Source organism: Kitasatospora sp. NPDC094019, from assembly GCF_044764505.1.
In the GTDB taxonomy this organism is placed as follows: Bacteria; Actinomycetota; Actinomycetes; order Streptomycetales; family Streptomycetaceae; genus Kitasatospora.
This window is the reverse complement of record NZ_JBIWIF010000001.1, coordinates 150106-162398: the sequence shown is the minus strand read 5'-3', so window position 1 is coordinate 162398 and position 12293 is coordinate 150106. Positions and strand designations below refer to the sequence as shown.

Sequence of the window (12293 nt, the reverse complement as noted above, 5' to 3'; positions counted from 1 at the left end):
GTGGGGGGGGGGGGGGGGGGGGGGGGGGTTTTGGGGGGGGGGGGGGTGGGTGGGGGGGGGGGGGGGGGGCCCCCCCGCGCGGGCCGGGGGGGGGGCGGGGGGGGGGGGGCGGGGGGGGCCCGGCCCCCCACGGCGGCATTGATGGGCATATGCATGTCAAGAGCGGGCCGGTCGAAGCGGTAGGCATGAATCGGCCAAACCCGCGGGAGTGAGCAACCGTCCGAAATCAGGACGGAAGGCGGGAGCGGTCCCGGCGGAGGACCCCGCTGCCTACGGTGGAGCCGCCACCGTGAAGCGTCGTACGGGGCCCTCCGCCAGTGCGCGGCGGAGCAGGGCGTGCGCCCTCAGCTCGGCCGCCTCCCGGTCGGGGGCGCGGACGTACAGCACGATGCCGACGCCTCCCGGGAAGGCGCGGGCGCGCACGTGCTCCAGGCCGTCGCCCGGAGCCGCGCGCGCCCACAGGGCGCCCTGGACGTCGGCGGGTCCGGCCTCGCCCGCGGGCGGGGCCGAGACGTCCAGGAGAGTCAATTGGACGGCGAACACCGAGCGGTCAGTCCCAGCCGATGCCGGGGCCGTCGGTCCGGGAGGAGTCCCAGCCGATGCCCCCGATGTCCGGGGCGTCCCAGCCGATACCGGGGCCGTCCCAGCCGATGCCCGTCCCGTCGGCGTGGGTGGCCGGGGGGAGGGCGGCGGTCGGGGCGGCCTGCGCGGAGGTGACGGGGGCGGCGGGGGCGACGGCGGCGGCGAGGGTCAGGGCGAGGGCGGCGGCGGCGAGCAGCCGGACGGGCTTCGGCACGGCGGTTCCTGTTCTGTGCACGGTGGTTCAGGGCGTGGGTCGGTGCGTGGTGCCGGTGCGTTGGTGCCGGTGCGTGCGTGCGGTCGGTGCGTGGTGCCGGTGCGGTCGGTGCGTGGTGCCGGTGCGGTCGGTGCGTGGTGCCGGTGCGTGCGGTCGGGTGTCTGCCCGCAGACCGCATCCTTCCGTCACCCGGTCCGCATCGGGAGGGAGTTCGCCGGGCAACATCCGGCCAGGCAGCTTGCTGCAACCCCGGAACCGTGACCCGGGGGTGGCGCCGGTGGGCCCGTTCCCTCCGTGGAACAGACCGGACGGTCCGGTTCGGGTCGGGTGACCGGAACGCGCCTTGTGGCGGCGGGAGTGCCGGAGGAAGGATCGGGGATCGCCGGGCCGGACCGGAATCTCCATCGTGAGACGCGATGTCGTGACGATCAGGGGTCGTTGACGTGCTGGAACTGCTGGGCGTGGACACCACCGCGGAAGCCGTCTACCGCGAGATGCTCGCGGACCCGGAGGGCGGGGTGGCCGAACTCTGCGAACGGCTCCACCTTCCCGAGCCCGCTGTCCGGGCCGCCCTCGACCGCCTCGCCGACCTGACCCTGCTGCGTGCCTCCCGGGAACGCCCGGGAGCGCTGTGGCCGGTCAGCCCGGAACGCGGGCTGGAGCTGCTGCTCCGCCGCCAGGAGGAGGAACTCGCCCGCCGCCAGCAGGAGCTGGCCGTCTCCAAGGCCGCCGTGGCGCGCGCCGTCGCCGAGTACGCCACGCTCCGCTCGGCCACCCTGGTGGACGGCGGCGAGCGCCTGGTCGGTCTGGACGCGATCCAGGCCAAACTGGAGACCCTGACCGCCCGGCTGGCCACCGAGTGCCTGGGGGTGATGCCCGGCGGCGCGCAGTCCGGCGCCAGCCTGGCCGCCTCCCGCCCGCTGGACGAGGACGCCCTGAGGAGGGGCGTCAGCCTGCGCACCATCTACCAGGACAGCGTCCGCAACGACCCGGAGACCTTCGCCTACACCCAGTGGATGACCGGCCTGGGCGGCCGGGTGCGGACCGCCCCGGTGCTGCCGCCGCGGATGCTGGTCTTCGACGGCACCACCGCCGTGGTGCCGATCGACCCGGAGAACACCAGGGCCGGCGCCCTGTGCACCGAGGAGCCCGGGATCGTCGCCTCCCTGGTCGCGCTGTTCGAACAGACCTGGGAGACCGCCGCTCCGCTCGGCGGGGACCCGCGCCCCGAGGACGCCGGCACCGGCCTCAGCCCCGGTGAGCGCGAGCTGCTGCGGCTGCTCTCCACCGGGCTGACCGACGACGCGGCGGCCAAGCGGCTGGGCGTCTCGGTGCGGACGGTCCGGCGGCAGATGGCGGCGCTGATGGAGCGTCTGGACGCGGCCAGCCGCTTCGAGGCGGGCCTGAAGGCGTCCCAGCGCGGCTGGTTGTAGCCGGGGTCACAGCTTCGGGGTAACGGTCCGTCGCCATGGTGCAGAAGTTCACCTCCAGGCTCTTGTCCGGTCATTTTCTACGCGCGTATCTTTGGGCGCTGCGGGGGGCGGTTCCCGACTCCGCGCGGATTTCTACGCGGGTAGCGGGACTGCGGGCCGAACACCGGCCGATGCGCCCGGCCGACCCGCCGCCCGGCCGACCCACCCCCATGCACCCGAGCTAGGAGCCCCGTTCCGGTGACCATGCCCATCGCTCCCCGTCCGCGCTCGCGCCGCGCCCTGCTGCGCGCGGCCATCGTCCCGGCCGGTCTGGCCGCCTCCCTGGTCCTGGCCCCGCTGCCCGCCGCCGTGGCCGCGCCGTCCGCGGACGCGCTGATCTCCGAGGTCTACGGCGGTGGCGGCAACTCGGGCGCCACCCTGAAGAACGACTTCGTCGAGCTGGCCAACAAGGGCGGCGCCGCCTTCGGCCTGGACGGCTGGAGCGTCCAGTACATATCCGCCGCGCCCGGCCCGAACTCCCAGTGGGGCGTCACCCCGCTGACCGGCTCGGTCGCCCCCGGCGGCCGCTACCTGGTCGGCGAGGGCGCCGGCGCCGCGGGCACCGTCGACCTGCCCACCCCGGACGCGGTCGGCTCGCTGGCGCTGTCCGGCACCAGCGGCACCGTCGCCCTGGTCCACGGCGTCGACCCGCTGACCTGCAAGACCGCGGCCGACTGCGCCGCCGACCCGCGGGTGCGCGACCTGGTCGGCTTCGGCACCGCCGTGGTCCACGAGGGCTCCGCCTCCGTGGCCGGCGCCTCCAACACCGCCTCGGTGGCCCGCAAGGCCGGTCTGCCGGACACCGACGACAACGCCGCCGACCTCACGGCCGGCGCCCCGTCGCCGACCAACAGCAAGGGCGAGGTCGCCGAGGGCTCCACCCCGACCGGCCCGACCGAGCCGGGCACCGTCCGGATCCACGACATCCAGGGCCGCACCCGGCTGTCCGACCGCACCGGCAAGACCGTCGCCGGCGTGCCCGGCATCGTCACCGGCGTGCGCGCGTACGGCTCCAAGGGCTTCTGGATCCAGGACCCGAACCCGGACGCCGACCCGGCCACCAGCGAGGGCGTCTTCGTCTACACCGGCTCCGCCAACCCGACCGTCAAGGTCGGCGACTCGGTCCTGGTCACCGGCAAGGTGACGGAGTACTACCCGAACTTCACCGGTGGCTCGCAGTCGCTCACCCAGCTGACCAACCCGGCCGTCACCGTGGTCTCCTCCGGCAACCCGCTGCCGGCCGCGGTGGTCGTCGACACCCGCAACATCCCCGGCACCTACACCCCGGCGGCCGGCCCCGACGGCACCATCAACGGCGTCACCCTGGACCCGGAGAAGTACACCCTCGACTTCTACGAGTCGCTGGAGGGCATGCTGGTCGAGGTCCGCGACGTGCGGGTGGTCCAGGCCACCGACAAGTACAACGAGCTGTGGGTCGCCGCCGACAAGCAGGACCAGAAGAGCCAGCGCGGCGGCGTGCTCTACGAGTCCTACGCGGAGCCGAACGTCGGCCGGCTGATGGTGCAGCAGCAGGCGCCGGTCGCCCAGCAGCCCTTCCCGGTCGCCAACGTGGGCGACGTGCTGACCGGCGTCACCAACGGCCCGCTGGACTACAACCAGTTCGGTGGCTACACCCTGGTCGCCGGCGCCCTCGGCGCGCTCCAGGACAACCACCTCCAGCGCGAGGTGACCGCCCCGACCGCGGACCGCGAACTCTCCATCGCCACCTACAACGTGGAGAACCTGGCCGCCACCAACCCGGACAGCAAGTTCGCCGAGCTGGCCGCCGGTGTCGTCACCCACCTGCGCTCGCCCGACATCGTCGCCCTGGAGGAGATCCAGGACAACAACGGCGCCAAGAGCGACGGCACGGTGGACGCGAGCGAGACCGTCGCCAAGTTCGTCGCCGCGATCAAGGCGGCCGGCGGCCCGGCGTACGACTGGCGCTCGGTCGACCCGGAGGACGGCAAGGACGGTGGCGAGCCCGGCGGCAACATCCGCCAGGTCTTCCTGTTCAACCCGCAGCGGGTGTCCTTCACCGACATCCCCGGCGGCACCGCCACCACCGCCGTCGACGTGGCCGGCACCGGCTCCGCCGCCGCGCTGACCGCCTCGCCCGGCCGGATCGCCCCCGCCGACGCCGCGTGGACCAACAGCCGCAAGCCGCTGGTCGGCCAGTTCTCCTTCCGCGGCAAGAAGGTCTTCGTCATCGCCAACCACTTCAACAGCAAGGGCGGCGACCAGGGCATCGACAGCCGCTTCCAGGCCCCGGCCCGTTCCTCGGAGGTCCAGCGGGTCGCCCAGGCCACGGTGGAGCAGGTGTTCGTCGCCAAGCTGCTGGCGGCCGACAAGAACGCCAAGGTGGTCTCGGTCGGCGACTTCAACGACTACCAGTTCTCGCCCGCGCTGACCACGCTCACCAAGGACGGCGTGCTGCGCGACCTGGTGAACGAGCTGCCGGAGAAGGAGCAGTACTCGTACGTCTACCAGGGCAACTCGCAGGTGCTGGACCACATCCTGGTCAGCCCCGAGGTCGGGTACGCCAAGTACGACGTGGTGCACATCAACGCCGAGTTCGCCCAGCAGGCGAGCGACCACGACCCGCAGGTGGTCCGCATCAAGCCGTGAGGCCGGCGGAGCACGACCGAGGGGGCGGTGACCGGGGACCTGGTCACCGCCCCCTCGGGGCATTTCGGGAGGCGCTCCCCCCGGGGCTCCCAGGAGGGCGCCCGCGGAGGTGCTACCCCAGGGCCTTGAGGACGGCGTCCGCCATCACCCGCTCACCGGTCGCGTTCGGGTGGAAGGGGACGGCGGGGGAGCCGGGCAGCGCGCCCTCGACCCAGCGGTCGGACGAGCAGACGTCGTGCCCGCGGGTGGGCGTGGCCGTGTCCACGTAGGTCGCGCCGGTGGCTCCGGCGGTGGACCGCAGCATCGTGTTCAGCCGGCCGAGCACCTCGTGCAGGTACGGGATGTCGCGCGGGGCGATCGGCTGGCGCAGGACGCAGGAGGCGCCGTCGGCGGGCAGCACCGAGGGGTAGCCGACCAGCAGGATCCGGGCGTTCGGGGCCTTGGCGCGAAGCCGCTCCACGGTGTCGGCGAGCCGCGGCCCGGTCCGGTCGATCCGGTCGGCGAGGTCGTCGTTCCCGTACTGCCAGGACCAGCTGGACCAGTCCCAGTACCCGTGGTGGTAGACGTCCGTGCAGGGGGTGCCGAGCGGGTTGACCACGGCGCCCGCGATGCAGGTCGCGATCACGTCGGCGATCCCGAGGTCGCTGTCGCCGAGGTCGTTGCCGCCGATGCCCAGGGTGATCAGGTCGGTGTCGGCGGTCACCGCGTCGATCTGCGGATCGTTGACCCGGAGGAAGGCGTCGTACTGCGCCTCGGTGATGGACTTGACCTTGGCGGCGGCGCAGGTGACGTCGCGGTAGGCGGCGGCGTGGAGGGCGGCGGCGACCAGGTGGCCGTAGTTGCGGTCGGAGCGCAGGCAGAGGCCGGCCGACTGGTTCGGAACCCCCGCGCCGGCCGCGTAGGAGTCGCCGAGCGCCACATAGCGGTGGGGGGCGGGAGTGGCGGCCTGCGCGGTGGTGGCGGTCATCGCGAGAGCGGCGCCCAACGCGGCGGAAGCGAGCAGCAGGGAATTCCGGGCACGGCGGAGCACGGTTCCTCCTGGGGGAGAGAAACGGGAGGGTGGGGGTGGTGCGAGCCGGGCCACAGCTACTACTGACAGGTAAGTTACTGGCAGGTTTCGCGGTCGTCCATGCTGTGCGCATACATTTCCGAAAAGTCGTCAGAGGTTTCGGAAGGCGCTCCGGCGGGAATTCCGAATTTCGCTCCGAGGGGTGTCGAAAGGCATTTCGAAACGGGGCGGATCGGAATTCGGGCGGGTGTGCGCGTCGTCAGCCGGTGGCCGCGGCCACCCAGAAGAAGAACACCGTCATCACCGCGAAGAGCACACAGGCGTACCCCAGCAGCCCCACGCCGTCGGCGCTGGGGAAGCCGGGGAGGACGACCTTCCCGGGGAAGCGCGGGAGGTGGGCGACCTCGACCGGGTCGCCCGGCCGGAGCCCGGTCGGCCCGCGCAGGGCGATCGAGGTGTCCGCCTCCACCGCCGGCCCGTCCGGGACGTCGAACCGCACCCGGACGGTGTCCTCGTACCCGCCCTCGTCGCCCACGGGCGTGCTCGTCACCGAGATCACCCGGGCCCGGAACCGGGTGCCGTAGCGGTTGATCCGGAACGTTCGCGAGGCCCGTGACCCGGTCCAGTAGGAGCTGCCGGCGAGCACCGTCCCGATCGCGAGGGCGAGAAGGTTCACAGCCGTGCAGCCTACGCCCCGGGCCGGTGTGCGCCCAGGGCTTTGTCGTCAACTTCCTTCTGTTGGAGCATAGTTCATGTAGGCGGTGACGCCCCGGGGATCCGCCGGACGACGGCCCGGTAGGCTGCGGCTGCCGTCCCGGTGTCACCCGGCCGGCGGGCTCCACCGTGATCGTCGGCCGCAGCGGCCTGCGGCCGCCGCGCGCACCGGCGCGGTGGCGGGCCCTGGGGAACGAGGAGGCCGAGGAACCATGAGCCGTCGCGAGCGCGACCGGGTCGGCAAGCAGGGCGGGACCGGCCGGCAGGGCGGACGCGGCCCGGCGGCCCCGGTCACCGTCACCGTCTGCCGGGGCTGCTGCTGCGGCACCCAGGAGAAGCACCCGGGCGTCGACCACGCCGGCCAGTACGAGCGGCTGCGGGCGGCCGTCGGCGACGCCGGCCGGGTCCGCGCCGTGAAGTGCCTGGACACCTGCGCTCACTCCAACGTCGTCGTGGTCGGCCCCTCCAGCGAGGGCCGCGCGGCCGGCGGCCGGCCGGTCTGGCTGGGCTGGGTGCTGGCGGACGACATGATCGAGGAGATCGCCGGCTGGGTGCACTCCGGCGGCCCCGGGGTCGCCGAACCGCCGGGGATGCTCGACCTCCAGCAGATCTCGGTCTCCCGCCGCGTCGGCGAGGGCCTGCCGGGCTGACCCCGCCGATCCGGACCCGCCCGCCCGGACCCCGCCGACCCGGACCCGCGCGTCGACCGGCTGGCCTAGCATGACCCAGGGCTTGTCAGACACGCCCCGGTTCCGGGCCCCGACAGGAGGACGAGGATGACCACGGTCTGCCGCATCTGCGCGGGCACCGGCCGCACCGCCGGCCTCAGCTGCCGGACCTGCCAGGGCACCGGCACCACCGAGGTGGGCGGCGGCGGCGGCAACTGCTTCCTCTGCGACGGCACCGGGGTGTACGTCCGCTACCGGGTCGACGCGGGCGGCGCCAAGCACGCCTACCGCGACGAGATCTGCCGCACCTGCGACGGCACCGGGAACCGGGCGGCCTCCTCCTGGGACGAGGCGTCCTGACGCCGCGCGGTCCGGGCCGCCACGACGCCGCCGGGGAACCCTGACGCGGCGGGACGCCCTCCCGGCCCGCTCCGGACGGTGACGGTTGGTCCGGGCGGGTGCGCCCGCTCACCGCATCAGCGTAGGAGGGCGCCCCAGCGGTGACCGCGTTCGCACAGACTGTCGGACGCTACGAGCATGGCTTCCCTCAACCGACTGCTCGCCCGCGTCCGTCGAAGGGCCGGTGCCCTCGCGGTGCCGTCCGCCCTCGTCACGGCCCTCGTCCCCGTCCTCGCGCTCGGCCCGGGCGCGGTCGCCGCCGCGGCCGCCCCGTTGCCCGGCGGACTCGGGCCCTGCGTGCCCGGCAGCTGCCCCGCCAGTTACCCCACCTCGATCAACAACGGGCCGTTCACCGGCCGGGACAACGGCATCAACGTCTACGTCGGCGGTGACTTCCTGGTCCGCGGCCGCGCCGCCGAGGCCGAGGGCCGCGTCGTCGTCCTGAACGCCTTCGACCAGGCGAAGGAGGCCGGGGCCAGCTCGATCTACAACGTCGGCATCGCCGGCGTCGGCTCCCGGGTCCCCCCGCCGGACGGCGCCGACTTCCTCACCACCGGCGCCGGGGTCACCGTCGCGAGCGGCCAGAGTCTGGTGGCCGAGGGCGGCGTCGTCCGGCACGCCGGGCCCGTCAGCGGCACGGTGACCGGCACCTCCACCACCGATGCCAACGCCGTCCAGCCCTACACCGCCCTGCGGACCCAGCTCTCCACCGCCTCCGACTGCTACGCCCGGGTCGGTGGCGTGCCCCGCACCCCGACCGGCACGGCGGTCAACCAGGGCGGCCAGACCCTGTTCACCGGTGACGGCAGCTCGGCGCTCCAGGTCTTCAACGCCGACTTCGACCTCACCGGGCCGACCGGCGGTCAGCAGGGCATCGTCTTCGCCAATGTCCCGGCCGGGGCCACCGTCCTGGTCAATGTCACCGGCACCACCCGCGCCCTGAACACCTTCAGCGGCGGCATCAACGACTCCGACGATCCGCTGAACGGCTACCGCGACCGCCTGCTGTGGAACTTCCCCGACGCCACCTCGGTCACCCTGGCCGGCACCGGCCAGTTCCAGGGCAGCTTCCTGATCGGCGAACCGGCCTCGCAGACCACGGTCACCCTGGCCGGCGTCAACGGCCGCTTCTTCACCACCGGCTCCCTCACCCACACCAGCCTGGCGGTCGGCGGCGGCGGCCAGGAGTTCCACTCCTACCCCTTCAACGGCGACCTTCCCTCCTGCGGCACCACCCCGGTGACGGGTGAGGTGCGGGTGCTGAAGACGGATTCGGTGACGGCTGCTCCGCTCGCGGGCGGTGTGTTCGAGCTGTGGGAGGAGACCAACAGCGTTCCCGGTCTGCAGACCTCCGGGGTGAACCCGGACACCCAGGTGGGTGCGGCCTGCACCACGGGTGCGGACGGTCTGTGCCGTCGGACGGTGGAGGTGGGGACGTACTACTGGCGGGAGACGGCCGCTCCGGCGGGTTACCAGCTTCCGGCGAACCCGGTGTTCGGTCCGCTGGTGCTGACCGAGGCCAACGCCGCGGCCGGTGTCCAGGTGACCGCCGCCGACGCCCCGACGCCCCCGGTGACGGGTGAGGTCCGGGTACTGAAGACCAATGCCGAGACGGGCGCCCCGCTCGCGGGCGGTGTGTTCGACCTGTGGCGTGAGACCAACGGGATCCCCGGCCTGCAGACCATCGGCATCAACCCCGACAACCAGGTCGGCGTCCCCTGCACCACCGGAGCGGACGGTCTGTGCCGCCGGACGGTGGAGGTGGGCACCTACTACTGGCGCGAGACCGCCGCCCCGACCGGCTACGACCTGCCGGCCGAGCCGGTGTTCGGTCCGCTGGTGCTGACACCGGCCAACGCCGCGGCCGGTGTCCAGGTGACCGCCAAGGACTGCCCGTCGCCGAAGCCCCCGGGCACCGGCTCGATCCACCTGACCAAGAAGGACGCCTGGTCGGGCAAGCCGCTCGGCGGCGCGAAGTTCGAGCTGTGGCGGGAGAGCAACGGCATCCCCGGCCTGCAGACCATCGGCATCAACCCGGACGTCCGGGCGGGCGGCTGCACCACCGCGACCGACGGCGGCTGCGACTTCACCCACCTGTCGACCGGTCAGTACTACCTGCGGGAGACCGTCGCGCCCAGCGGCTACCAGCTCCCGCCGGACCCGGTCAGCGGGCCGTACCGGGTGAACGCCGACGACTGCGTCACCGTCGCCCTCACCAACAAGCAGGACGACGACTGCTGATGACGGCCGTTCCCCCGACCGGGTGAACCGGCGGCCGGGACCGTCCGGAGCGGCACCCCCGCTCGGGACGGTCCCGGCCCCGCCGGCGTCCGGTCCCCGACCGCGGCCCGCGGACCCCTCGCGGAGCGCTTCGCCCGCGCACGGCTTTGCCGAGCCATGGTCGAACATTGGCGTTCGACTGACCGGTACGCCCAGGCGCGTTCACCGCCCGTCCGCGTCCGGTCAACACGTGACTGGGAGAGTCCCTGTCCATGGAAACTCCGAACATGGGCGTGCCGGCGAAGCTCGCCGACCGCATGAGCATGGCCGAGCAGCACGAGTACCTGCGGGCCCGTTTCTCCCGCCGCCGGATGCTGCGCGCCGGTGCCGTCTCGGTGGGCGCGCTGGCCGTGGGCGGCGCCCTCGGCGGCACCGCCTCGGCCGCCCCCGTCGCGCCGCAGCTGCTGGCCGGCGGCGCCACCGCGGGCATCGACGGCTCGATGGTCGCCCCGATCGGGCGTCACCTCGCCTTCGGCCCCGAGCCCGACACCCAGTTCCGGGTCTCCTGGCAGGTGCCGGCCCCGGTGAAGCGGCCGTTCCTGCGCTACGGCAAGAGCCCGTGGGACCTCAGCCACAAGATCGAGGCGGAGGTGCGCACCCTGCACACCCCGGCCCTCACCCCCACCGGCAAGGCCGTGGACCAGTACTACCTGCACGTGGCGCTGGAGGACCTGCGCCCCGACACCACCTACTACTACGGTGTCGGCCACCAGGGCTTCGACCCGGCCTCGCAGCAGGCGATCTCCACCCTCGGCACCTTCCGCACCGCGCCCCCGCGCGACCACCGCTGGGGCAAGGTGTACGAGCCGTTCACCTTCACCGCCTTCGGCGACCAGGGCGTCAGCGACCACGCCAAGGGCAACGACCACATCATCCTGGCCCAGAACCCGGCCTTCCACCTGCACGCCGGCGACATCTGCTACGCCGACCCGGCGGGCTCCGGCCAGGACTCCGACAAGTCGGTGTTCGACGCCACCACCTGGGACGCCTTCCTGGCGCAGACCGAGACGGTCGCCTCGAAGGTGCCGTGGATGGTCGCCTACGGCAACCACGACATGGAAGCCTGGTACTCGCCCAACGGCTACGGCGGCGAGAACGCCCGCTTCTACCTGCCGGACAACGGCCCGGACAAGCGCAGCGTCCCCGGCGTCTACTCCTTCCGCTACAAGAACGTCGGCGTCATCTCGCTGGACGCCAACGACATCTCCTACGAGATCCCGGCCAACCTGGGCGTCTCGGCGGGCAAGCAGACCCGCTGGCTGGAGCGCACCCTCAAGGACCTGCGCAACGACGAGACCGTCGACTTCGTCGTGGTCTTCTTCCACCACTGCGCCTTCTCGACCACCCACCAGCACGCCTCCGAGGGCGGCGTGCGCGAGGCGTGGGTGCCGCTGTTCGAGAAGTACCGGGTGGACCTGGTGATCAACGGTCACAACCACGTCTACGAGCGCACCGACGCGATCCTCGGCAACAAGGTCGCCAAGGCGGTGCCGAGCGGCGCCACCGTCGAGCCGGCCACGGACGGCGTGGTCTACGTGACGGCGGGCGCGGCCGGCCGCAGCCTGTACCGCTTCGACGCCCCGGACACCTACGAGGGCCACGAGCAGCGCCTCGACTCGGTGGACACCTACTACTTCGCCAAGGGCGGCGGCAAGGTGACCGAGACGGTGGAGTGGTCGCGCGTGCGCTACACCGGCTACTCGTTCATCAAGGTGGACGTCAAGCCCGCCCACTTGGGCCAGAAGTCGGAGATGACGGTCACCGCCCTGGCGGAGGACGGCACCCGGGTCGACCACTACACCATCCTGCGCAAGGTCGGCGAGGGCTGGGACAGCGACCGCGACGACGACGGCGAGGGCGGCGGCTGGGGCTGGTAGGACCGGCTCCAGCTTCGCGACGTACCCACGGACCCCGGCGCTCGCTCAGCGCCGGGGTCCGTACATGATCACGGCGACTCCCGTCAGGCAGACCAGGGCGCCCAGCACGTCGTAGCGGGTCGGCCGGAAGCCGTCCACGGCCACGCCCCACAGCAGCGAGCCGGCCACGAACACCCCGCCGTACGCGGCCAGCACCCGGCCGAAGGCGGCGTCCGGCTGGAGCGCCGCCACGAAGCCGTACCCGCCGAGCACGATCACCCCCACTCCGGCGAGCCACCACGGCCGCGCCTCGCGGACGCTCTGCCAGATCAGCCAGCAGCCGCCGATCTCGGCGAGCGCGGCGAGCACGAACAGGGCGACGGAACGCAGAACGGTCATAGCGGCCCAGCCTAGGGGGCCGGACCCGGGCGGCCGCTCCTCGGGCCCGGGCACATGTGTGAAGCCCCCTGC

The 12293-nt window shown here is 73.2% G+C and carries 11 protein-coding genes; 6 read left to right on the top strand and 5 right to left on the bottom strand.

The window, feature by feature from the left end:
• Nucleotides 1–270 precede the first annotated feature (270 nt).
• Both ACIQ9P_RS00780 and ACIQ9P_RS00775 read right to left on the bottom strand, forming a co-directional pair.
• The gene (locus ACIQ9P_RS00780) at nucleotides 271–543 is read right to left on the bottom strand and encodes a hypothetical protein (protein ID WP_402347518.1); all 273 of its coding nucleotides are present in this window, start codon (nucleotides 541–543) and stop codon (nucleotides 271–273) included.
• A 7-nt stretch (nucleotides 544–550) separates the two neighbouring features.
• A complete protein-coding gene (locus ACIQ9P_RS00775; RefSeq protein WP_402347515.1) occupies nucleotides 551–796 on the bottom strand; it encodes a hypothetical protein in 246 nt (81 codons plus the stop codon).
• A gap of 443 nt (nucleotides 797–1239) precedes the next feature.
• On the opposite strand from ACIQ9P_RS00775, the gene ACIQ9P_RS00770 reads away from it, so the two are divergent.
• Nucleotides 1240–2229, top strand: a complete 990-nt coding sequence (locus ACIQ9P_RS00770) for a LuxR C-terminal-related transcriptional regulator (RefSeq protein WP_402347512.1) — start codon at nucleotides 1240–1242, stop codon at nucleotides 2227–2229.
• 243 nt (nucleotides 2230–2472) lie between these two features.
• Nucleotides 2473–4896: an endonuclease/exonuclease/phosphatase family protein gene (locus ACIQ9P_RS00765; protein WP_402349779.1), complete on the top strand. Its 2424-nt coding sequence runs from the start codon at nucleotides 2473–2475 to the stop codon at nucleotides 4894–4896.
• A 112-nt stretch (nucleotides 4897–5008) separates the two neighbouring features.
• Here ACIQ9P_RS00765 and ACIQ9P_RS00760 read toward each other — a convergent pair whose 3' ends face one another.
• On the bottom strand, nucleotides 5009–5926 hold the full coding sequence (locus ACIQ9P_RS00760) for an SGNH/GDSL hydrolase family protein (RefSeq protein WP_402347509.1): 918 nt from the start codon (nucleotides 5924–5926) through the stop codon (nucleotides 5009–5011).
• A gap of 238 nt (nucleotides 5927–6164) precedes the next feature.
• Nucleotides 6165–6581 (bottom strand): DUF3592 domain-containing protein, encoded by a 417-nt coding sequence (locus ACIQ9P_RS00755; protein WP_402347506.1) that lies wholly within the window; start codon nucleotides 6579–6581, stop codon nucleotides 6165–6167.
• 250 nt (nucleotides 6582–6831) lie between these two features.
• Between ACIQ9P_RS00755 and ACIQ9P_RS00750 the strand changes: the two genes are divergently transcribed.
• From ACIQ9P_RS00750 to ACIQ9P_RS00735, 4 genes are all read left to right on the top strand, one after another.
• On the top strand, nucleotides 6832–7269 hold the full coding sequence (locus ACIQ9P_RS00750) for a (2Fe-2S) ferredoxin domain-containing protein (RefSeq protein WP_402347503.1): 438 nt from the start codon (nucleotides 6832–6834) through the stop codon (nucleotides 7267–7269).
• 126 nt (nucleotides 7270–7395) lie between these two features.
• A complete protein-coding gene (locus ACIQ9P_RS00745) occupies nucleotides 7396–7647 on the top strand; it encodes a hypothetical protein (protein ID WP_402347500.1) in 252 nt (83 codons plus the stop codon).
• 177 nt (nucleotides 7648–7824) lie between these two features.
• A complete protein-coding gene (locus ACIQ9P_RS00740) occupies nucleotides 7825–9927 on the top strand; it encodes a choice-of-anchor A family protein (RefSeq protein WP_402347497.1) in 2103 nt (700 codons plus the stop codon).
• Between the two features lie 251 nt (nucleotides 9928–10178).
• Nucleotides 10179–11843: a fibronectin type III domain-containing protein gene (locus tag ACIQ9P_RS00735; RefSeq protein ID WP_402347494.1), complete on the top strand. Its 1665-nt coding sequence runs from the start codon at nucleotides 10179–10181 to the stop codon at nucleotides 11841–11843.
• Nucleotides 11844–11888: 45 nt separating this feature from the next.
• Here the strand turns inward: ACIQ9P_RS00735 and ACIQ9P_RS00730 are convergent, their stop codons facing one another.
• Complete coding sequence (locus ACIQ9P_RS00730) at nucleotides 11889–12221, bottom strand: YnfA family protein (protein ID WP_402347491.1); 333 nt, start codon at nucleotides 12219–12221, stop codon at nucleotides 11889–11891.
• Nucleotides 12222–12293: the final 72 nt, after the last annotated feature.

What these genes read in the sequence shown, in the direction of transcription:
- ACIQ9P_RS00765 (WP_402349779.1), top strand. Translation starts at nt 2,473, where the DNA reads ATGCCCATCGCTCCCCGTCCGCGCTCGCGCCGCGCCCTGCTGCGCGCG.
- ACIQ9P_RS00750 (WP_402347503.1), top strand. Translation starts at nt 6,832, where the DNA reads ATGAGCCGTCGCGAGCGCGACCGGGTCGGCAAGCAGGGCGGGACCGGC.
- ACIQ9P_RS00745 (WP_402347500.1), top strand. Translation starts at nt 7,396, where the DNA reads ATGACCACGGTCTGCCGCATCTGCGCGGGCACCGGCCGCACCGCCGGC.
- ACIQ9P_RS00740 (WP_402347497.1), top strand. Translation starts at nt 7,825, where the DNA reads ATGGCTTCCCTCAACCGACTGCTCGCCCGCGTCCGTCGAAGGGCCGGT.
- ACIQ9P_RS00735 (WP_402347494.1), top strand. Translation starts at nt 10,179, where the DNA reads ATGGAAACTCCGAACATGGGCGTGCCGGCGAAGCTCGCCGACCGCATG.
- ACIQ9P_RS00730 (WP_402347491.1), bottom strand. Translation starts at nt 12,221, where the DNA reads ATGACCGTTCTGCGTTCCGTCGCCCTGTTCGTGCTCGCCGCGCTCGCC.